Here is an 18,223-nt window from a genome sequence, read left to right on the forward strand (position 1 = left end):
TACGCTCCCCCTCATGGCCAACGACGCAGTTGCGGGTAATGCGCTCCGCGTCGCCCCGGCACAGCCGGAAGCGACGGACGATCCGGTCAACGGCGTGCTGGCCGCGTTCACGAAGGACCTGATCACGGGCGTCGACGACACGCTCGCCGCGTTCCTGACCGCCGAGGTCGACTCGCTCACCGAGATCGACGCAGCGATGGGTGGTTTCGCCGCGACGGCGCGCGACTCGGTGCTGGCCGGCGGCAAGCGGGTGCGCCCCACGTTCGCCTACTGGGGCTGGCGGGGCGTGGTCGGCGGCGACGGGTCACTGCCCGCGGTGCTGCCCGCCCTCGCCGCGCTGGAGCTGCTGCACACGTTCGCGCTGGTGCACGACGACGTGATGGACGCCTCCGACACCCGGCGCGGCAAACCCACCGCGCACCGCGCCGCCGCCGCGCGGCACCGGTCCGCCGGGCACACCGGCGATCCCGACCGCTACGGCGAGGCCGTCGCCGTGCTCATCGGCGACCTCTGCATGGTCTGGGCCGACCGGCTGATGGCGCACGCCGCCGTGCCCGCCGACCGGCTGCTCGACGTGCGCCGCTGCTACGACCAGATGCGGGTGGAGACGGTCGCCGGGCAGTTCCTGGACGTGCTCGGCGAGAACGACGCGGCCAACTGGTCGGTCGACCGGGCGCTGCGGGTGGCCCGCTACAAGACCGCCAGCTACACCGTCCAGCGACCGCTGCTCTTCGGCGCCTGCCTGGCCGGCGTCGACGCGGACGGCCCGCTGATCGCCGCGTACACCCGCTACGGGCTGGCCGTCGGCGAGGCGTTCCAGCTCCGCGACGACCTGCTCGGCGTCTACGGCGACCCGGCGGTCACCGGCAAACCGGCCGGCGACGACCTGCGCACCGGCAAGCCGACCGCGCTGCTGATGCTGGCCCGGCAGCTCGCCGACCCGACCCAGCGGCGCGCGCTGGACCGGGCCGGCTCGGTCACCGGCGCCGGCGAACTGGCCCGCCTGGCCGACCTGGTCCGGGAGACCGGGGCCACCGCCCAGGTCGAGCGGATGATCTCCAAACGGGTGACCGAGGCGCTGGCCGCGCTCGACACCGCACCGATCGACGAGACGGCGCGCACCGCGCTGACCGGCCTCGCCACCGCCGCCACCGCGCGGCGGTCCTGATGAGCGATCTGAACAAGGGAGCCGGAATGCGCACCGTCAACGGACGGACCGACCGGGTGGTCGTGGTCGGCGCCGGGCTGGGTGGGCTGGCCTGCGCGCTGCACCTGGCCGGCAGCGGCCGGCAGGTCACCGTGCTGGAGCGCGAGGCGGTGCCGGGCGGGCGCGCCGGCCGCCTCAGCGTCGACGGGTACGAGTTCGACACCGGCCCGACGGTCCTCACCATGCCCGACCTGATCGTCGAGGCGCTCGGCGCGGTCGGCGAGGAGCTGACCGACTGGCTCGACCTGACCCCGCTCGACCCGGCCTACCGGGCCTACTATCCGGACGGTTCGACGCTCGACGTCATCACCGACACCACCCGGATGGCCGCCGAGATCGCCAAGGTCTGCGGCCCCCGCGAGGCGGACGGCTACCTGCGCTTCGTCGACTACGCCCGCAACCTGTGGAAGTGGGAGCGGGCCGACTTCATCGAGCGCAACCTGGACGCGCCGACCGACCTGCTCACCGGCAACCTGCTGAAGCTGTTCGCCAACGGCGCCTTCCGGCGACTCCAGACGAAGATCAACCAGTTCTTCCGCGACCCGCGTACCCAGCGGATCTTCTCCTTCCAGGCGATGTACGCCGGCCTGTCGCCGCACGACGCGCTGGCCATCTACACCGTCATCGCGTACCTCGACTCGGTGGCCGGGGTGAGCTTCCCGCGCGGCGGCATCCACGCGGTCTCCCGCGGCATGGCCGGCGCGGCCGAGAAGCACGGCGTGCAGATCCGCTACGGCACCACGGTGAGCCGGGTGGAGACCGCACACGGGCGCGCCACCGGCGTGGTCACCGCCGACGGCGAGTTCGTCCCGGCCGACGTGGTGGTGCTCAACCCGGACCTGCCGGTCGCCTACCAGGAGCTGCTCCCGGAGAGCCGGCAGCGCAAGCTCACCTACTCGCCGTCCTGCGTGGTGCTGCACGTCGGCTCGAACCAGGGCTATGGCAAGATCGCCCACCACAACATCCACTTCGGACGGGCCTGGAAGGGCACGTTCGACGAGGTGATCCGGCGAGGCGAGCTGATGACCGACCCGTCGCTGCTGGTGACGAACCCGAGCCGCACCGACCCGTCGGTGGCCCCGGCCGGGAAGCACACCTACTACGTGCTGGCCCCGGTGCCGAACCTCGACCGGGCGCCGTTCGACTGGCCCGGCGACCTCACCGAGCGCTACTCCGACCAGCTCGTCCGCACGCTGGAGGAGCGCGGCTACGTCGGTTTCGGTGAGGGCATCGAGGTGCTGCGCACGGTCACCCCGGCCGACTGGGCGGCGCAGGGCATGGCCGCCGGCACCCCGTTCGCCGCCGCGCACAGCCTCTTCCAGACCGGCCCGTTCCGCCCGTCGAACCTGCACCGGACGCTGGGCAACGTGGTCTTCGTCGGCTCCGGCACCCAACCCGGTGTGGGCGTGCCGATGGTGCTGATCAGCGGCAAGCTGGCCGCCTCCCGCATCACCGGGCGTCTCTCGTGACGGCGCGGGAGGACCACCTGGTCGAGCTGGTGGACGACGGCGGCCGGGCGATCGGCGAGACCACCGTGGCCACCGCACACCAGCCGCCCGGCCGGCTGCACCGGGCCTTCTCGGTCCTCCTGGTCGACCCCGCCGGCCGGGTGCTGCTCCAGCGGCGGGCCGCGGTGAAGACCCGGTTCCCGCTGCGCTGGGCCAACTCCTGCTGCGGGCACCCGCTGCCCGGCCAGTCGCTCACCGAGGCCGCCAACCGCCGGCTCGCCGAGGAACTCGGCCTCGGCCCGGTGGACCTCACCGAGGTGGGGGTCTACCTCTACTACGCCGAGGACCCGGCCACCGGCCGGGTCGAGTTCGAGTACGACCACGTGCTGCGCGCCGGGGTTCCCGCCGACGTGGCCGTCCGGCCCGACCCGGACGAGGTGGCCGAGCTGCGCTGGGTCGACCCGGGCGCGGTCTCGGCCGACCTCGACATCGACCCGCGCGCGTACGCCCCCTGGCTGGGTGGCGTGCTGAACCGGCTGCTGCACCCGGCCGACCCGTCCCGGTCGAACGAGCCGGCCGGGCCGTCCCGGTCCGGCGCGCCGGCCACCGAGGCACCGGAGCGGTCGGGTGGCCGATGAGGCGCTGAGCGCGGGGGCCGTCGCGCGCCGACTGGGTGTGGCGGTCACCACGCTGCGAACCTGGCACCAGCGCTACGGCCTCGGTCCCAGCGAACACGTGCCGGGTCACCACCGGCGCTACACGCCTGTCGACCTGGCCCGCCTGGAGATCATGCGACGGCTGACCGCCGAGGGGATCGCGCCCGCCGAGGCCGCCCGCTGGGCCCGGCAGGCGCCGGCCGTGCTGCCGCCCGACCGGCTCGGCCTGAAGGCCGGCGCGCACTCGGTCCGGGACGGCGGCGGCACCACCATCCCGGTCGGCCGCGCCGGGCCGGTCGCCCGTGGCCTGGCCCGGGCCGCCATGCGTCTGGACTCGGTGACGATCGGCCGCACCATCGCCGACGCCCTGGCCAGCGACGGCGTGGTGGCGACCTGGGAGGGGCTGCTCCGGCCGGTGCTCGCCGGCATCGGGGAACGGCACGCCGCCACCACCGGGCTGATCGAGGTGGAACACCTCATGTCCCGGTGCGTGTCCGAGGCGTTCGCCTCGGTGGCCCGGGCGCGTCCCAGCGTCGGGCCGCCCCGGATCCTGCTCTCCTGCGCCGACGAGGAGCAGCACTCGCTGCCCCTGGAGGCGCTGGCCGCCGCGCTGGCGGAGGCCGGGGTGAGCTATCGCATGCTCGGGGCCCGGGTGCCGGTGCCCGCCCTCGTCGAGGCGGTCAACCGGACCGGGCCGGCGGCGGTGGTGTTGTGGTCCCACACCCGCGCCACCGCCGACCCGCACCAGCTCGCCGCGCTGCTCGCCGTCCCGCGCCGGCCGCTGCTGGCGCTGGCGGCCGGGCCCGGCTGGCGGGCCGACTCCCTGCCGGCCGGCGTGGTCCGACCGGTCGACCTGGCCGAGGCGCTCTCGCTGGCCGTCGCCGTACGGGATTCTCTGGATCAGTCGACGGCGGGCTGAGGGGGCCTCCCGCTCGGAGGGTGTCGTCCACTACGGTCGGAAAGTCCGTCTGACCCGACCCCCTCCGGGAGCGACAGATGCGTCCACGCACCGTTCTGGTGTTCGCGCTCGGCTTGGTGCTCCTCGTCACCGGCTGCGGCGGCCCGGGTAAGACCCCGCAGAAGGCCGCCGCCCCGCCGTCGGTCTCGGCCGCGCCGGTGCCGACACCCAGCCCGAAGCCGAAGCCGACCCGCACCACCCCACCACCGAAGCCTAAGCTGCGGCCGCTGCCCGAGAAGCTCCCGGCCGGCCTGCACCGGCGCAGCGGGAGCCCCGGGGTGGCGCTCACCTTCGACGACGGGCCGGACCCGCGCTACACCCCGCAGATCCTGGCCCAGCTCCGGGCGGCCCACGTCACCGCGACGTTCTGCCTGGTCGGCCGGCAGGCCAAGCGGCACCCGGAACTGGTGGCCCAGATCGTCCGCGAGGGCCACCAGCTCTGCAACCACAGCTGGCGGCACGACATGGACCTCGGCCGGCGCCCGCTCGCCGAGATCCGGGCCGACCTGGAACGAACCAACCGGGCCATCCACGCCGCCGCGCCGAACGCGCCGATCACCTGGTTCCGGCAGCCCGGCGGCCGGTGGACCGCCGAGGAGCTCACCGTGGCCCGGCAACTGGGGCTGCGTCCGCTGCACTGGAGCGTGGACCCGCAGGACTGGGACCACCCGCCGGCCACGAAGATCATCAAACGGGTGGAGTCGGCCAGCCGTCACGGGTCGGTCGTGCTGATGCACGACGCAGGCGGCGACCGGACCCAGACGATGGCCGCCTGCCGGCACCTGATTCCCGATCTCAAGCGGCGGTACGGCATCGTCCGGCTGCGCTGACCTGCGGTTTCACTCCGCGATACGCCTGCCGCCATACCGGTTTTGTCGTCCGAGGAGGCATGGCATATGCTTCTCATGCCTCCGGCGGGGCCGGATGGGAGCAAGTCCGCTTGAAGTTGCGAGTGTGCAATGATGGCGGGGCCGCCCTCATCGTCTAGCGGCCCAGGACGCCGCCCTTTCAAGGCGGTAGCACGGGTTCGAATCCCGTTGGGGGCACGATCCGGCTCACGCCGGTTGCAACACCAGCCAGGTCCTGTGGAGCAGTTGGAGTGCTCGCCGCCCTGTCAAGGCGGAGGTCGCGGGTTCAAGTCCCGTCAGGACCGCAAGCGCTGACGCCGCGCACATCATGCGCGGCGTTCTGCGTATCGGCCCGTGCGGTAGCATGTGCCGAGCACCACGGCCAGGTAGCTCAGTTGGTACGAGCGTCCGACTGAAAATCGGAAGGTCGGCGGTTCGACCCCGCCCCTGGCCACATAGCCTTTCGCCGGGCTACAGAGATCCCCACCAGCCGAAACGCCGGTGGGGATCTTGCTGTATCCGCTCAGGAGCAGCAGGTGCCTTCCGCCTTCTTCTCCAGTTTCGGCGAGTCGGCCTGCACGGTGTAGACCTCCCAGGGCTCGTCGCCCGGCCCACGCACCCAGACCTTGTCCTGGAGCGCGTAGCAACACTCGGTGTCGTTCTCCTCGAGAGTGATCAGGCCGGCGCCGGTGAGGCGTCCGGTGGCGGCGTCGACCTCGTCGGTGCTGGCGACCTCGACCCCGAGGTGGTCCAGGACGGTAGGCCGGTCGGCCTCGCCTTCGAGGAGGACGAGCTTCAGCGGCGGGTTCTCCACGGCGAAGTTGGCGTAGCCGGGGCGGCGCTTCGCCGGCTCGACGCCGAACAGCTTGCTGTAGAAGGCCACCGAGCCTTCGAGGTCGGACACGCGCAGGGCGAGCTGGACGCGGGACATTCCGTCTCCTTGTCTAGATGATTTTCGAAGCAGCACCCACGTTGCATGCTGTTTCGAGATCTGTCAACCTAGAGCGATGTCGAAACAATCGTTGCCGGTGGTGGACCTCCGCGCGGTCGCCTGCTGCCCGCCGATCGCCGCCCGTCCGATGGACGCCGACCAGGCCGTGGTGGTGGCGCCGATGTTCAAGGCCCTCGGCGACCCGGTCCGGCTGCGGCTGATGTCGATGATCGCCTCGGTGCCGGAGATCTGCGTGTGCGACCTCACCCCGGCCTTCGACCTCTCCGGGCCCACCGTCTCGCACCACCTCAAGGTGCTGCGGGAGGCCGGCCTGGTCGACTCGGAGCGGCGCGGCACCTGGGTCTGGTACCGGGCCCGGCCCGAGGCGTTCCGCCGACTCGGCGACCTGCTGGCGATCGGTGCCGGAGGCGGCGACTCGTGACCCTCGCCCTGCCCCGCCGGGCCACCGCGGAGTTCGCCGGCACCGCCCTGCTCGTCGCCGCCGTCGTCGGTTCCGGCGTCGCCGCCAGCAGGCTCTCCCCGACCGACGTCGGGCTCCAACTCCTGGAGAACGCGATCGCCACCGCGCTCGCGCTGGGCGCGCTGATCCTGACCTTCGGCCCGGTCTCCGGCGCGCACTTCAACCCCGTCGTCTCCGCGGTCGACTGGTGGCTCGGCCGCCGGGCCGGCGCCGGACTCGCCACCCGGGACCTGGCCGCGTACGTCGTCGCCCAGGTCGCCGGCGCGATCACCGGCGCGGTCCTGGCCCACCTGATGTTCGACCTGCCCGCCGTGGCGTGGTCACGCACCGGGCGCGGCGGCGGCCACCTGTGGTTGGCCGAGGTCGTCGCCACGGCCGGCCTGATCGTCCTGATCTTCGCCCTCGCGCGCTCCGGCCGGACCTCCGCCGCGCCCGCCGCCGTGGGCGCCTGGATCGGAGCCGCCTACTGGTTCACCTCGTCGACCTCGTTCGCCAACCCCGCGGTCACCGTCGGCCGTGCGTTCACCGACACCTTCGCCGGCATCGCCCCGACCTCGGTGCCCGGCTTCGTCGCCGCCCAACTCGCCGGCGACCTGATCGCCGTCGCCGCCCTCGCCCTCTGGTACCCGCGCGCCGCCGACACGGCGGACGACGTGGTGGTGCCGCACCTCGCCCAGGAGACCGAAGTCCGATGAGCAAGCCCAGCGTCCTGTTCGTCTGCGTGCACAACGCCGGCCGCTCCCAGATGGCCGCCGCGTGGCTCCGCCACCTCGCCGGTGACCGCGTCGAGGTCCGCTCGGCCGGCAGCGAACCCGCCGAGGGGATCAACCCGGTCGCGGTCGCGGCCATGCGCGAGGTCGGCATCGACATCACCGACCAGACTCCCGCCCGGCTCACCTGGGACGCGGCCGAAGCCAGCGACGTCATCGTCACCATGGGCTGCGGCGACGCCTGCCCGGTCTTCCCCGGGAAGAGGTACGAGGACTGGCCGCTCACCGATCCCGCGGGTCAGCCGATCGACGTGGTCAGGCAGGTACGCGACGAGATCCGGCAGCGCGTCGTCGAGCTGGTGGCCCGGCTCCCCGGCTGACCGGTCAAGTGGTGGCCGTGCCCTACCGTCGGGTCATGACGACGCTGGTGCTCTCCCTCCTGGTGGCCGTGCTGCTGGTGCTCGCGGTGGCGATCCTCGTCGGTCGGCGCGACCGCAGCCGGAGCGTGTCGTCGGAAGACCCGACCGCGCTGCGGGCCGCCCGCGCCGAGCAGGCCCGCACCGACGTGCAGCGCCACCTCGGGCAGAGCGAGGCGTACCGCAGCCGCACCCCGAACAGCACCTGACGAGCCGCGCCCGGCTGCCGCGGCAGCACAGCGCCTTCCAACTCTCCTCGTCGGGTCCGGTCAGCGTCTCGGACGCTGCTGACGTTGCTGGCTCACGCCGCTCTGGATCGCCTCCCAGACGCTCCGGCCGGCCTGCCGCAGCGTTTGCCCGGCCTGCCCGGCCAACTGCGATGCCCCGGCCGCGGAAGACGGAGCGGCCCCACCAGCCCGGTCGCCACCGGCGGACCCAGACCCACCGCCCGACCCGGCGTCACCGCCCGACCCGGCGCCACCGCCCGACCCGGCCCCGGGGCTCGACTCGGCTCCGCCGCCGGGCGCACCCCCACCGGTGGGACCGGAACCGGCCGACCACTCCCTCCCGGACGACTCGCGCGCGGCCGGCTCGGCGGGTGCGGACCGCCCGATCCGCCCGGCCACCTCCGGCACGGTCCGGTCGACCACCGCGCCGGCGTCGGCGGTCCGGTGCACGGCCGGCGCGGCGACCTGCCCGGCCACCCGGTGCACGTCGTCGACCGTCACCCCGACCGACCGGGCCAGCGCGTCGATCAGCTCGGGATTGCGGTCGATGGTGGTCAGCGCCCGGTCCAGGATCTGCACCAGCTTCTCCAGCCGCACCTTCAGCAGTGCCTCCGCCCGGACGCCGGTGATGTCCAGCTCGACGCCCTCCAGGTGCACCGGACACCGGCGTCGAGCTGGAGCAGGTTGGCCAGCCGGGCACGCAGTGAGAGGTCCGCGTCGAGCCCGTCGACCGCCAGCCGGATCTCGTCGACCGACAGTTCCGGTACGTCGAGCAGGACGTCCGGCTCCGTCTCGGCCGTGCCGGCGGCGGGTCGCCGCTCGTCGGTCGGCTCCCGCGCCCGTTCCGTGGCTCCGCTGTCGCTCATGCTCCCGCTCCCCCGTCGGCCGGTCCGGATCAGCGGCGGTTACCCGCTTTCCGGTGGGGCATCCGCCGGCCCTGCCCACCCGCCGGTGACGGCCGGTGGGACTGTCGGGAACCGGGGATCCCGGTGTCCGGAAGCGGGCGGAAGCAAAGCTGCACAGCGAGACATCAGCCGGTATGGTCCGGGCTTATGGGACAGGAGATGGCCGATCAGGAAGAGGTCCGGCAGGAATCCGACCGTTTCTCCCTCCGCAGCAGCCTTCTCGTCACGGCGTCCGCCGAACGGGCGTACGCGGTCTTCACCGGCGCGCTCGACGACTGGTGGGTCCGCGAATACACCTGGTCCGGGCCGGAGGCGCTGGCCGGGCTCGGCGTGGAGCCGCGGGCCGGCGGCATGCTCTACGAGATCGGCCCGTACGGGTTCCGCAACGACTGGGGCCGGGTGCTGACCTGGGATCCGCCTCGGCGTCTGGTCTTCACCTGGCAGATCGGGCCGGACCGGGTGCCGGTGCCGGACCCGGCCCGGGCCAGCGAGGTGGAGGTGCTCTTCCACCCCGCGGGCCCGGGGTCGACAAGGGTGGACGTGGAACACCGCTACTTCGACAGGCACGGTACGGCTGCCGAGGGCTACCGCGAGGCGCTCACCGCCGGCTGGCACGAGTTGCTCTGCCGCTATCTGGCGACGGTCGCCCGCACCGCCGACTGATCGGGCCGGCGGAGCGGGAGCGGGCGTCAGCCGGCGACACCGCGGCTCGCGCCCGTCCCGGTGAGGCCGGGGTCGCCCAGGTCGGCGCGACGGCCGGCGGCGGCGCCCGGGCCGAAGCCCCCGCCGGCGAGCCGACGGCGCGGGGCGGTGCGCAGGCGCGGGTACACCTCGGCGAGCCGGCGCTGGACGCGGTCGGAGCGGTCCGCCAGCACCAGCGCCACCGACGGCACGCCGGACTCGGCGACCGCGCCGGCCTCGGCCGCGCGCAACCGCTCGGCGACCACCTGGGCGAAGCCGGCCAGCCAGGTGCGCCGGAACGCGGCCGGATGTTCCCCGACCGGTACGGCCGCCCCGGCCAGCCCGTGCGCGGCCTGCACCAGCAGCGAAGTGAAGAGCAGCTCGACGCGTTCCAGGTCGCTGGCGAAGCCGAACAGGTGCATGGCGAAGCCGTTGCCCTCCCGGCGGCGTACGCAGCGGCAGCGCAGTGGGTCGGCGACGGCGGCGAGCAGGCCGGCCTTGTCCCGGGCGTACGGGGCGACCACCTCGACCACCCGGTCGCCGACCGGGTCGGCGGTCGGCTCGCGGGCGGCGAGCAACGCGCGGTCGACGCCGTAGCGGGCGATCAGCTCGGTGGCCTTGGCCATGAAGGTGGCCGACTCGGCGGGTGTGCAGGCCGGGTCCTCGGCCTGGGCGAGCAGCTTGCGCACCTTGCTGAGCATCGCCTCGGACATCGTTCAGGGGTATCACAGACGCGACGCCCGGTGTCAGCCCTCCCGGCTGCGCAGCGTGGCGATGGTCGAGCCGGCCAGCGTGAGCAGGCAGTCGGGCAGCAGCCCATCGGCGGCCGCCGCGCCGAACAGCGCCTCACCGGTGTCGATGTCGTCGTTGGCGTACGCGCTGACGAAGCGGGCCACCCAGCGGGTGTCGTAGTCGGCCTGGTCGATGCCGGGGAAGTCGAGCGCGGCGGCGCCCCCGGGGGCGTCGTCGCCGAGCATCGTGGCGGCCAGGCACCACGCCACCCCGTACGCCCCGGCCAGCCCGGAACGGCCCACGACCGCGTCGAAGGCGCCGACGACGCCGGCGCCGTCGCCGGCCAGCGCCGAACGGAGCACGGCCGTCGCGTCGTCGAGCGTCTGCTCTGCGTCGTCGGTCACCTGCGGAAGAGTAGCGGCGAGGGTCAAGCGGTGACCCGCAACCGGGCCCACGATCACCCACAGTGATATCCGCAGTCGGCGTCCCGACGGAGCCAGGTCCACAGTCCCACGTGCCGCGCGGGCACGCTAATGTGCGCAGCGGACCTTCGCCGGAGGAAGGACGACCATGCTTGGAAATCGCACGTCGCGCGCGGCCCTGTCCACGGCCTGCGCGGTGCTCCTGCTCGCCACCAGCGCCTGCGGGAGCGACGAGCCGAAGGACGCGGGCACCACCCAGGTCCGCCTCTACGGCACCGACGGCAACATGCAGAACTCCTTCGCAGCGGAGCTCAAGGACCGGGCGAGTCTGATCAACGGCATGAAGGGCACCACCCCGCTCACGCCGCTGCCGGAGAGCTTCAAGGAACGGCTACGCACCGTAGATCCGAAGTTGAACGACTTCCTCTATGCCGCCGAGTCGTACGACGCCGTGGTGATCAGCGCGCTGGCGACCCAGCTCGCCGGCACCACCGCGCCACGCGAGATCGCCCAGCAGATCGTCGGGGTGACCGCCGGCGGCCAGCGCTGCGACGAGGTAACGGCCTGCCTCCAGCTCGCCCGCGCCGGTCAGGACCTGGAATACCGGGGCGTGTCGCTGACCCGGGCCGGCTTCACCGACACCGGCGAGCCGGCGACCGCGAGCTACGGCACGTTGCACTTCGACAACCAGCAGCTCGACGACGGGAAGACCGAGTTCGTCGGCGCGGGCGAGGAGGCGGGTGCGAGCAGCAAGGCCCCGCCGCGCGGCCGCAAGACCCGCGGGAAGGCGAAGGACGCGCCGCTGGTGATGGGCGGCCTGCTGCCGAAGACCGGTGACCTGGCGTTGGCGTACCCGCCGATGGCCGCCGCGGTCAGGCTCGCGCTCAACGAGATCAACGCCGCCGGCGGGGTGCTCGGCGAGCCGGTGAAGTTCATCGAGGGCGACGACGGCACCAACCCGGCGGTGGCCAAGGCGACGGTGGCCGGGCACGTCGCCCAGGGGGTTTCGATCATCATCGGCGCCGGCGCGTCGGGCATCTCCCGGGCGGTGCTGCCGGACGTGGTGGCCGCCGGGCGGATCCTCTTCTCCCCGTCCAACACCGACGCCGGGCTGAGCGCTGTCGACGACAAGGGCCTCTACTTCCGCACCGCGCCGCCGGACAGCCTCCAGGGCCGCGCGCTGGCCGACGTGATGCTGCGGGACGGGCCGCGCAAGATTGTGATCCTGGCCCGCAAGGACTCCTACGGCGAGGGCCTCCAGGAGAACGTCCGGGCCGAACTGGAGAAGGCGGGGGTCGGCGCGGACCGGCTCAAGCTGCTCACCTACGCCCCGCCGGAAGACCCGAAGACTCCGGTCGACTTCGGCGGCATCGCCCAGGAGATCAAGAGCTTCGGCCCGGAGGCGGTGCTGGTCATCGGTTTCGGTGAGTCGGCCGGGGCGATCACCGCGCTGGCCGACGCCGGGGTGCGGATCAGGGGCTGAGCCACCAGGCAACGAGGGCCGCACCGGATGATCCGGTGCGGCCCTCGCCGTGGTGGTTCAACGCGGCCGGCGGCGCTCCAGGAACTCGGTCATCCGCCGCTGCTTCTCCTCGTCCTCGAAGAGCACCGCCTGGCTCAGCAGGTCGAGCTGCGGGTGCGCGGCCGGCGGCGCGTCCACCGCCAGCTTGGTCAGGCGCAGCGCCAGCGTCGAACCCTTGGCCATCTCGTCGAGCAGACCGTGGGCGGTGGGGAGCAACTCCGCCGGGTCGGCCACCACCCGGTTGACCAGCCCGATCCGCAGCGCCTCGCCCGCGTCCACCCGGCGGCCGGTGAAGAGCAGCTCCTTGGCTCGCGCCTCGCCGATCAACGCGGGCAGCCGGTAGGTCGCGCCGGCGCCGGCCAGGATGCCCAACCGCACCTCGGGCTGGCCGAAGACCGCCCGGCCCGTGCACACCCGAAGATCGCAGGCGTACGCCAGCTCGGCGCCGCCGCCCAGCGCCGGGCCGTCGACCGCCGCCACGGTGGGCAGCGGCAGCGACCGGATCCGGGCGAAGACCCCCTGGTTGATGGCGGCCAGCGCGTCCAGCCGGCCGCGCTCGCGCAGTTGGGCGATGTCGGCACCGCCGGCGAAGATCCCCTCCGTGCCGCCGGTGAGCAGCATCAGCCGGGGCCGCGCCTCCAGCTCGGCGCAGATCGCGTGCAGCTCGCCGACCAGGTCGGCGTCGATCGCGTTGCGCTTCTCCGGCCGGTCCAGCGTGACCACGAGCCGGTCCGGCTGTTCCTCGATCCGCAGCCCGCTCACCGCTGCGCCAGCCTTTCGTTCGCGACTGCGGGGCTCGCAAGCTCACTCCTCGCGCTCACTGTCGTGTGCCGCCTTCCCAGGTGTAGAACCCCTGCCCGGACTTCTTGCCCAACCGGCCGGCGGCGACCATCTCCTCCAGCAGCGGCGGCGGCGCGAACCGGTCCCCGTACGCGGCCTGGAGGGTGCGCGCGATGTCGAGCCGGACGTCCAGCCCGACCAGGTCGGTCAGCTCCAGCGGGCCGATCGGGTGCCGGTAGCCCAGCACCATCGCCTTGTCGATGTCGACCGGGGCGGCCACCCCGTCGGCCACCATCCGGATCGCCTCCAGGCCGAGCGTGACGCCGAGCCGGGAGGTGGCGAAGCCGGGCATGTCGCGTACCACGACGGGGTCCTTGCCCAGCCGGGCGGCGAGCGCGACGGCCGCGTCGGTGGTCGCCGGCGCGGTGGCCGGGCCGACCACGACCTCGAGCAGCGCCATCGCCCAGACCGGGTTGAAGAAGTGCAGCCCGAGGAAGTCCGCCGGACGCGCCAGCCCGTCGGCGAGTTCGGCGATCGGGATGCTCGACGTGTTGCTGCCGAGCAGCGCCGGCCGGCGACCCTCGGCCTCGCGGAGCACGGCCCGCTTGAGGTCGAGCCGCTCGGGCACCGCCTCCACGATCACGTCCGGCCCCTCGGCCACCTCGGCCAGGCCGGTCCGCAGTGTCACCCGGACCCGGTTGGCGGTGGCCGCCTCCGCAGTCAGCCTGCCCCGCCCGACGGCGCGGTCCCACAGCTCGCCGAGCCGCCGGACGGCGTCGGCGCCCCGCTCCGGGTCGACCTCGACCAGCTCGACCGCGTACCCGGCGCCGGCCGCCACGTACGCGATGCCGAGGCCCATGGTGCCGGCCCCGACGACCACAAAACGACCACTCATCGCTGTCCCTTCGTCGCGGCGGTGGCGCGCGGGGTCTCCGCCGCGCCGGGCCGGCCGCTCGCTCGATCCTGGATGCGACCCTATGCAGGGCGGGTCCGTCGGGCATGCGTGGGGGCCGGCCGGACGGGGTAAAGACCGCCGTCAACGCCGAAGGAAGGAACGAGATGAGCCAGGCACCGGAGAGCGCGCAGGGCACCGAGACGGTCGAGACGGTCGAGACGCGCGGTGACGAGCGGGTGGACCTGCTTCGTGCCGACACCAACAACGACGGCAAGACCGACGTGTGGGTGGTGGACACCGACGGCGACGGCAAGGCCGACCTGTTCCAGTTCGACACCGACGGCGACGGCAAGGTGGACATCACCATGGTCGACATCGACGAGGACGGCACGCCGGACGAGGTGGTCGACGGCGACGGCGGCCTGCCCCCCGAGGAAACCGCGCCCACCGTCCAGGTCTGAGAGGTAAGGAGGGGCCCCTTCTTATCGCCTACGCGATAGGAGGGGCCCCTTCCTAACGCCTCAGCTCGAGCGTGGCGAGGTAGTACGGACGGTCGGTGGTGTCCACGTCGGCCAGCCGCCACGGCGAGCCGTGGACCAGTTCGGCGAACTCGTCGGGCGAGCACACGAGGTAGTCGAACCACTCGGTGCCGAGCAGCCGGTAGCGCAACCGCAGCCGCAGTTGCCCGCCCAGCCGGCCCCGCCGCCGGTTCGCCTCGTGGTAGGCGGTGTGCACCGGGTCGGTGGTGCCGTACGGGTCGGTGCCGTGCGCGATCACCCGCGCGCCGGGGCGGGCCAGCGCGGCGAGCGCGGCCAGCAGCGCGGGGGCGCGCTCGCGTCCCTCGAACAGGCCCAGGTTGTTGCCGAGCAACAGGAAGCTGTCGTAGCGCCGGCCATCGGCGACGTGCTCGTCGACCGTGGCGTGCACCAGCTCGCGGACGCCCCGGTGGCGGCTGACCCGCAACGCACCGAGCGAGGTGTCCAGGCCGGTGACCGGCACCCCACGCTCCTGGAGGCGCAACGCGATCCGGCCGGCGCCGACGCCGACGTCGAGCACGTGGCCGTGCACCCGGTCCACCGCCCGGTGGTCGTGCGGCTGCCACCGTTCGGGCGGATCCAGGTAGTCGTCGGCGGGCGCGCCGTTGACCAGCCCGTCGTCCCGCTCGATGATCTCGATGACCGGGCGCGGCAGCCGACCGCCGGCCATCGGCCGGGGCCCGACGCCGGTGGCCACCGCGTACGCGTCGCGGATCATCTCGCCGAACACGTCGCCGATCGTGGGCTCGGAGGTCATGGGAGCACGCTATCTCCGGCTCGCCGGCACGGTCGCGGCCGTATCCTGGGCGACGTGACCGATCTGGATCGCCTCGCGGCGGAGAAGTACGTCCTGCTCACGACGTTCCGCAAGGACGGTCGGGCGGTGCCGACGCCGGTGTGGGCGGTGCGCGACGGTGACGCGCTGGCGGTGTGGACGGTGTCCGACTCCGGCAAGGTGAAGCGGATCCGGCGTGACGGTCGGGTGACGGTGGCACCGTGCGACGTGCGCGGCCGGCCGCACGGGGAGGCGGTGCCGGGTCGCGCCACCATCGACGACCCGGAGAGCACCCGCCGGGTGCGGGAGTTGCTCAAGCGCAAGTACCGGCTGATCGGCCGGCTCAGCCTGCTGGGCAGCCGGCTGCGGCGCGGCGAGGGTGGCACGGTGGGGCTGCGGATCGTGCTGGACCCGACCGCCCCCGGACACGATTAAGGGCGGTGGCCCGTCGGCCGACCGCCCTTGATCGGGAAGCTGGAAACTCCGTGTCGTCAGTCCCCCTGACGCTGCTGGGGGATCTGCCCCTGCAGCAGGGCCCGTACCTCCGACTCGCGGTAACGGCGATGGCCGCCCAGGGTCCGGATGGCGCTGAGCTTGCCAGCCTTGGCCCACCGGGTCACCGTCTTCGGGTCGACTCGGAACATCGACGCCACCTCGGCCGGTGTGAGTAGCGGCTCTGGTTCGTGCGTTCGCGATGCCATCGGGGTCACTCCTCCACATGTATAGACATCGGCCGGGGTCCCGCCGGCCGACGCGTCTCCCATGGTCCGGCTAGTCCCCGATGTCCGACATGGGCCGAACGGCTGAAGGTCGCTAGACGGACGGATGAACCATGCCCGATTTTTACGACTTTTATGCCGCAGAAACTACCTTATTCGGACTCATGATCACGGTTCGTGATGCGTCAACTACGAGACAGTCTCGCATCCCCTACCCCGAAGGGGGGCAAAGCGGGCGTCAGTTACAGCGTTCCAGAAGTTGCACCGCGCGCCAGCGGGCGACCAGCTTGTCGTACGCCGCCGACGCCTCCTCCGCCTCGCCCCGGGCGAGCCCGGCCAGCCCGGTCGCGACCAACTCGGTCGAGTCGTCCTCCGCGAGCGTCTCGTCCGGCAGCAGCCGCACCAGGCCGCCGTAGTCCAGCTCCACCACCGAACGCGGGTGGAACTCCTCCAGCCAGCGGGCGGCCTCCTCGACCGCCTCGGTGATCGGCGCCTCGCCCACCGACTTGCGCAGCACCGACAGCGCCCGCGACGAGCGGCGACGCGCCTTGGAGATCTCGGTGCGGTAGCGCAGCGCCCGCCGCTCCGGGTCGGTGACCAGGTGCCGCTCGCCGGCCTCGAAGAGCACGAACCACCGCAGCGGCACGCCCCAGGTGGCGACCTGCTCGTGCACCCGCGGCACCCCGTGCTCCAGCACCCGGGCCCCGCTACGCCAGTCCTCCACCACGGCCTTGGCCTGCCCAGCGAGCACCGGCGGCACGAACGCGTCGGCAAGGACCGAGGGCACCCCGTCGCGGGCGCTCAACGCCGCCTCGGCGACCCGGATCCGCAGGTTCCACGGGCAGACCAGCAGCGTGTCGTCGGCCTCCAGGACGTACGCCTCCTCGGGCAGGTCGGGCAGCCGGGTCCAACCCGCGCCCAGCGCCTCGATCACCGAGGTCCGCTGCCGGCCCGGCCCCTCCAGCGGGGCGATCGCCCGGCCCTCGCTGACGTACCGGCGCCAGTACGACTGCCGGTCCCGGTCGAAGGCGGTCAACGGCTCGTACACGCGCAGGTATGAAGCGAAGAGCGACGGCACGGCGCGATCCTCCCACGAGACGGGACCGTCCGTCGCCGCCGTCACACCGGCGACGTGACGTGGGCGACAGTACGGTTCCGGCCGATATTAGGCTCAACGGCACCGGCAGCATCCCGCCGGCGTGCCATCGAAGGTTCCGCGCCCCACAAGGGCGCACACCGACACAGGAGTCAGCCATGGGCGTATTCGCCAGCACCGACGACCCGGGGTCCACGGGTCACGAACAGGTCGTGTTCTGCCAGGACAAGCAGTCCGGCCTGAAGGCGATCATCGGGATCTACTCCACCGCGCTGGGGCCCGCCCTCGGTGGCACCCGCTTCTACCCGTACGCCAGCGAGGCCGACGCCCTCGCCGACGTGCTCGACCTCTCGCGCGGCATGGCGTACAAGAACGCCCTGGCCAACCTCGACCTCGGTGGCGGCAAGGCGGTCATCTGGGGCGACCCGGAGCAGCTCAAGAGCGAGGCCCTGCTGCGCGCGTACGGCCGCTTCGTGGAGTCGCTCAACGGCCGCTACTACACCGCCTGCGACGTCGGCACCTATGTCGCCGACATGGACGTGATCGCCCGCGAGACCCGCTACGTGACCGGCCGCAGCGTGGAGCACGGCGGCGCCGGCGACTCCTCGATCCTCACCGCCTGGGGCGTCTACCAGGGCATGCGGGCCGCCGCCGAGCACGTGTGGGGCGCACCGACGCTGGCCGGCCGGCGGGTCGGCGTGGCCGGCCTGGGCAAGGTCGGCAAATACCTGACCGCGCACCTGCTGTCCGACGGCGCCGAGGTGGTGGCGACCGACGTCAACCCGCGCGCCCAGGAGTGGGTGCGCACCACCCACCCGCAGGTCACCCTGGTCGACGACACCGCGGCGCTGGTCGCGTCCGACATTGACGTGTACGCCCCGTGCGCGCTGGGCGGCGCGCTGAACGACGAGACCGTGCCGGTGCTGCGGGCCAAGGTGGTCGCCGGCGCGGCGAACAACCAGCTCGCCCACCCGGGCATCGAGAAGGTCCTCGCCGACCGGGGCATCCTCTACACCCCGGACTACGTGGTGAACGCCGGTGGCGTGATCCAGGTGGCCGACGAGATCGAGGGCTTCAACGTCGAGCGGGCCAAGCTGCGCGCCACCCGGATCTTCGACACCACCCGGGAGATCCTGCGGCTCGCCGACGACGAGGGTGTCCCGCCGGCGGTCGCGGCGGACCGACTCGCCGAGCGGCGGATGGCCGAGGTCGGCCGGCTGCGCGCCATCCACCTGCGCTGACGGCCTTCGGGGGCGGGCCGCCAGCTCCGCCCCCGAG

General features: G+C 73.2%; 24 protein-coding genes and 3 tRNA genes. 17 read left to right on the forward strand and 10 right to left on the reverse strand.

The window, feature by feature from the left end; translation table 11 throughout:
• Positions 1 to 13: 13 nt before the first annotated feature.
• The 8 genes from O7618_RS25140 (at position 14) to O7618_RS25175 (ending at position 5,571) form a co-directional block, all read left to right on the forward strand.
• On the forward strand, positions 14 to 1,168 hold the full coding sequence (locus O7618_RS25140; protein ID WP_278108600.1) for a polyprenyl synthetase family protein: 1,155 nt from the start codon (positions 14 to 16) through the stop codon (positions 1,166 to 1,168).
• 26 nt (positions 1,169 to 1,194) lie between these two features.
• Positions 1,195 to 2,676 (forward strand): phytoene desaturase family protein, encoded by a 1,482-nt coding sequence (gene crtI, locus O7618_RS25145; protein ID WP_278110142.1) that lies wholly within the window; start codon positions 1,195 to 1,197, stop codon positions 2,674 to 2,676.
• Complete coding sequence (idi, locus tag O7618_RS25150) at positions 2,673 to 3,293, forward strand: isopentenyl-diphosphate Delta-isomerase (protein WP_278108601.1); 621 nt, start codon at positions 2,673 to 2,675, stop codon at positions 3,291 to 3,293. The genes crtI and idi overlap by 4 nt, the downstream gene beginning before the upstream one ends.
• Positions 3,283 to 4,230: a MerR family transcriptional regulator gene (locus O7618_RS25155; RefSeq protein ID WP_278108602.1), complete on the forward strand. Its 948-nt coding sequence runs from the start codon at positions 3,283 to 3,285 to the stop codon at positions 4,228 to 4,230. Before idi ends, O7618_RS25155 begins: the two co-directional genes overlap by 11 nt.
• A gap of 77 nt (positions 4,231 to 4,307) precedes the next feature.
• A complete protein-coding gene (locus O7618_RS25160) occupies positions 4,308 to 5,099 on the forward strand; it encodes a polysaccharide deacetylase family protein (RefSeq protein WP_278108603.1) in 792 nt (263 codons plus the stop codon).
• A 143-nt stretch (positions 5,100 to 5,242) separates the two neighbouring features.
• A tRNA-Glu gene (locus tag O7618_RS25165) sits at positions 5,243 to 5,315 on the forward strand.
• Between the two features lie 33 nt (positions 5,316 to 5,348).
• A tRNA-Asp gene (locus tag O7618_RS25170) sits at positions 5,349 to 5,422 on the forward strand.
• A 75-nt stretch (positions 5,423 to 5,497) separates the two neighbouring features.
• Positions 5,498 to 5,571 (forward strand) — tRNA-Phe (locus O7618_RS25175).
• A 69-nt stretch (positions 5,572 to 5,640) separates the two neighbouring features.
• On the opposite strand, the gene O7618_RS25180 is transcribed toward O7618_RS25175, so the two are convergent.
• A complete protein-coding gene (locus tag O7618_RS25180) occupies positions 5,641 to 6,048 on the reverse strand; it encodes an ArsI/CadI family heavy metal resistance metalloenzyme (protein WP_278108604.1) in 408 nt (135 codons plus the stop codon).
• 76 nt (positions 6,049 to 6,124) lie between these two features.
• On the opposite strand from O7618_RS25180, the gene O7618_RS25185 reads away from it, so the two are divergent.
• Genes O7618_RS25185 through O7618_RS25200 form a run of 4 tightly spaced genes read left to right on the forward strand, consistent with a single transcriptional unit; the run spans position 6,125 to position 7,864 of the window.
• Positions 6,125 to 6,490: a metalloregulator ArsR/SmtB family transcription factor gene (locus tag O7618_RS25185; protein ID WP_278108606.1), complete on the forward strand. Its 366-nt coding sequence runs from the start codon at positions 6,125 to 6,127 to the stop codon at positions 6,488 to 6,490.
• Positions 6,487 to 7,224, forward strand: coding sequence for an MIP/aquaporin family protein (locus O7618_RS25190; protein ID WP_278108607.1), 738 nt, complete (start codon positions 6,487 to 6,489; stop codon positions 7,222 to 7,224). Before O7618_RS25185 ends, O7618_RS25190 begins: the two co-directional genes overlap by 4 nt.
• A complete protein-coding gene (locus O7618_RS25195) occupies positions 7,221 to 7,619 on the forward strand; it encodes an arsenate reductase ArsC (protein WP_278108608.1) in 399 nt (132 codons plus the stop codon). The genes O7618_RS25190 and O7618_RS25195 overlap by 4 nt, the downstream gene beginning before the upstream one ends.
• A 35-nt stretch (positions 7,620 to 7,654) precedes the next feature.
• Positions 7,655 to 7,864: a hypothetical protein gene (locus O7618_RS25200; protein WP_278108609.1), complete on the forward strand. Its 210-nt coding sequence runs from the start codon at positions 7,655 to 7,657 to the stop codon at positions 7,862 to 7,864.
• A 60-nt stretch (positions 7,865 to 7,924) separates the two neighbouring features.
• Here the strand turns inward: O7618_RS25200 and O7618_RS25205 are convergent, their stop codons facing one another.
• A complete protein-coding gene (locus tag O7618_RS25205; protein ID WP_278108610.1) occupies positions 7,925 to 8,539 on the reverse strand; it encodes a hypothetical protein in 615 nt (204 codons plus the stop codon).
• On the reverse strand, positions 8,482 to 8,748 hold the full coding sequence (locus O7618_RS25210; RefSeq protein WP_278108611.1) for a hypothetical protein: 267 nt from the start codon (positions 8,746 to 8,748) through the stop codon (positions 8,482 to 8,484). The genes O7618_RS25205 and O7618_RS25210 overlap by 58 nt, the downstream gene beginning before the upstream one ends.
• A gap of 186 nt (positions 8,749 to 8,934) precedes the next feature.
• On the opposite strand from O7618_RS25210, the gene O7618_RS25215 reads away from it, so the two are divergent.
• Positions 8,935 to 9,450 carry an SRPBCC family protein gene (locus O7618_RS25215; RefSeq protein ID WP_278108612.1) on the forward strand — a complete coding sequence of 172 codons (516 nt, stop codon included), beginning with the start codon at positions 8,935 to 8,937 and terminating at the stop codon, positions 9,448 to 9,450.
• A gap of 26 nt (positions 9,451 to 9,476) precedes the next feature.
• On the opposite strand, the gene O7618_RS25220 is transcribed toward O7618_RS25215, so the two are convergent.
• Entirely contained in the window at positions 9,477 to 10,181 is a 705-nt protein-coding gene (locus tag O7618_RS25220) for a DUF2786 domain-containing protein (RefSeq protein ID WP_278108613.1), read from the reverse strand.
• A 33-nt stretch (positions 10,182 to 10,214) separates the two neighbouring features.
• Complete coding sequence (locus tag O7618_RS25225; protein ID WP_278108614.1) at positions 10,215 to 10,604, reverse strand: hypothetical protein; 390 nt, start codon at positions 10,602 to 10,604, stop codon at positions 10,215 to 10,217.
• A gap of 166 nt (positions 10,605 to 10,770) precedes the next feature.
• On the opposite strand from O7618_RS25225, the gene O7618_RS25230 reads away from it, so the two are divergent.
• The gene (locus O7618_RS25230) at positions 10,771 to 12,105 is read left to right on the forward strand and encodes an ABC transporter substrate-binding protein (RefSeq protein ID WP_278108615.1); all 1,335 of its coding nucleotides are present in this window, start codon (positions 10,771 to 10,773) and stop codon (positions 12,103 to 12,105) included.
• A 57-nt stretch (positions 12,106 to 12,162) separates the two neighbouring features.
• Here the strand turns inward: O7618_RS25230 and O7618_RS25235 are convergent, their stop codons facing one another.
• Together O7618_RS25235 and O7618_RS25240 are read right to left on the reverse strand one after the other, a co-directional pair.
• Positions 12,163 to 12,906, reverse strand: a complete 744-nt coding sequence (locus O7618_RS25235; protein WP_278108616.1) for an enoyl-CoA hydratase/isomerase family protein — start codon at positions 12,904 to 12,906, stop codon at positions 12,163 to 12,165.
• Positions 12,907 to 12,961: 55 nt separating this feature from the next.
• A complete protein-coding gene (locus O7618_RS25240; protein ID WP_278108617.1) occupies positions 12,962 to 13,819 on the reverse strand; it encodes a 3-hydroxyacyl-CoA dehydrogenase family protein in 858 nt (285 codons plus the stop codon).
• Positions 13,820 to 13,983: 164 nt separating this feature from the next.
• Between O7618_RS25240 and O7618_RS25245 the strand changes: the two genes are divergently transcribed.
• Positions 13,984 to 14,280, forward strand: a complete 297-nt coding sequence (locus O7618_RS25245; RefSeq protein WP_278108618.1) for a hypothetical protein — start codon at positions 13,984 to 13,986, stop codon at positions 14,278 to 14,280.
• Between the two features lie 52 nt (positions 14,281 to 14,332).
• Here O7618_RS25245 and O7618_RS25250 read toward each other — a convergent pair whose 3' ends face one another.
• Positions 14,333 to 15,112 (reverse strand): class I SAM-dependent methyltransferase, encoded by a 780-nt coding sequence (locus O7618_RS25250; protein ID WP_278108619.1) that lies wholly within the window; start codon positions 15,110 to 15,112, stop codon positions 14,333 to 14,335.
• 54 nt (positions 15,113 to 15,166) lie between these two features.
• Here O7618_RS25250 and O7618_RS25255 point away from each other — a divergent pair, with 54 nt between their 5' ends.
• Positions 15,167 to 15,565: a PPOX class F420-dependent oxidoreductase gene (locus O7618_RS25255; RefSeq protein ID WP_278108620.1), complete on the forward strand. Its 399-nt coding sequence runs from the start codon at positions 15,167 to 15,169 to the stop codon at positions 15,563 to 15,565.
• A 56-nt stretch (positions 15,566 to 15,621) separates the two neighbouring features.
• On the opposite strand, the gene O7618_RS25260 is transcribed toward O7618_RS25255, so the two are convergent.
• Together O7618_RS25260 and O7618_RS25265 are read right to left on the reverse strand one after the other, a co-directional pair.
• Positions 15,622 to 15,831, reverse strand: coding sequence for a BldC family transcriptional regulator (locus O7618_RS25260; protein WP_007073996.1), 210 nt, complete (start codon positions 15,829 to 15,831; stop codon positions 15,622 to 15,624).
• Positions 15,832 to 16,087: 256 nt separating this feature from the next.
• Positions 16,088 to 16,927 (reverse strand): hypothetical protein, encoded by an 840-nt coding sequence (locus O7618_RS25265; RefSeq protein ID WP_278108621.1) that lies wholly within the window; start codon positions 16,925 to 16,927, stop codon positions 16,088 to 16,090.
• 176 nt (positions 16,928 to 17,103) lie between these two features.
• Between O7618_RS25265 and O7618_RS25270 the strand changes: the two genes are divergently transcribed.
• Positions 17,104 to 18,186 carry a Glu/Leu/Phe/Val dehydrogenase dimerization domain-containing protein gene (locus O7618_RS25270; protein ID WP_278108622.1) on the forward strand — a complete coding sequence of 361 codons (1,083 nt, stop codon included), beginning with the start codon at positions 17,104 to 17,106 and terminating at the stop codon, positions 18,184 to 18,186.
• Positions 18,187 to 18,223: the final 37 nt, after the last annotated feature.

Source organism: Micromonospora sp. WMMD980 (assembly GCF_029626035.1).
GTDB lineage: Bacteria > Actinomycetota > Actinomycetes > Mycobacteriales > Micromonosporaceae > Micromonospora.

Bases quoted from the DNA above. Each gene is read 5' to 3' on its own strand.
- O7618_RS25140 (WP_278108600.1), top strand. From the start codon at position 14: ATGGCCAACGACGCAGTTGCGGGTAATGCGCTCCGCGTCGCCCCGGCA.
- crtI (WP_278110142.1), top strand. From the start codon at position 1,195: ATGCGCACCGTCAACGGACGGACCGACCGGGTGGTCGTGGTCGGCGCC.
- O7618_RS25160 (WP_278108603.1), top strand. From the start codon at position 4,308: ATGCGTCCACGCACCGTTCTGGTGTTCGCGCTCGGCTTGGTGCTCCTC.
- O7618_RS25180 (WP_278108604.1), bottom strand. From the start codon at position 6,048: ATGTCCCGCGTCCAGCTCGCCCTGCGCGTGTCCGACCTCGAAGGCTCG.
- O7618_RS25185 (WP_278108606.1), top strand. From the start codon at position 6,125: ATGTCGAAACAATCGTTGCCGGTGGTGGACCTCCGCGCGGTCGCCTGC.
- O7618_RS25195 (WP_278108608.1), top strand. From the start codon at position 7,221: ATGAGCAAGCCCAGCGTCCTGTTCGTCTGCGTGCACAACGCCGGCCGC.
- O7618_RS25200 (WP_278108609.1), top strand. From the start codon at position 7,655: ATGACGACGCTGGTGCTCTCCCTCCTGGTGGCCGTGCTGCTGGTGCTC.
- O7618_RS25210 (WP_278108611.1), bottom strand. From the start codon at position 8,748: ATGAGCGACAGCGGAGCCACGGAACGGGCGCGGGAGCCGACCGACGAG.
- O7618_RS25215 (WP_278108612.1), top strand. From the start codon at position 8,935: ATGGGACAGGAGATGGCCGATCAGGAAGAGGTCCGGCAGGAATCCGAC.
- O7618_RS25220 (WP_278108613.1), bottom strand. From the start codon at position 10,181: ATGTCCGAGGCGATGCTCAGCAAGGTGCGCAAGCTGCTCGCCCAGGCC.
- O7618_RS25230 (WP_278108615.1), top strand. From the start codon at position 10,771: ATGCTTGGAAATCGCACGTCGCGCGCGGCCCTGTCCACGGCCTGCGCG.
- O7618_RS25240 (WP_278108617.1), bottom strand. From the start codon at position 13,819: ATGAGTGGTCGTTTTGTGGTCGTCGGGGCCGGCACCATGGGCCTCGGC.
- O7618_RS25245 (WP_278108618.1), top strand. From the start codon at position 13,984: ATGAGCCAGGCACCGGAGAGCGCGCAGGGCACCGAGACGGTCGAGACG.
- O7618_RS25250 (WP_278108619.1), bottom strand. From the start codon at position 15,112: ATGACCTCCGAGCCCACGATCGGCGACGTGTTCGGCGAGATGATCCGC.
- O7618_RS25260 (WP_007073996.1), bottom strand. From the start codon at position 15,831: ATGGCATCGCGAACGCACGAACCAGAGCCGCTACTCACACCGGCCGAG.
- O7618_RS25270 (WP_278108622.1), top strand. From the start codon at position 17,104: ATGGGCGTATTCGCCAGCACCGACGACCCGGGGTCCACGGGTCACGAA.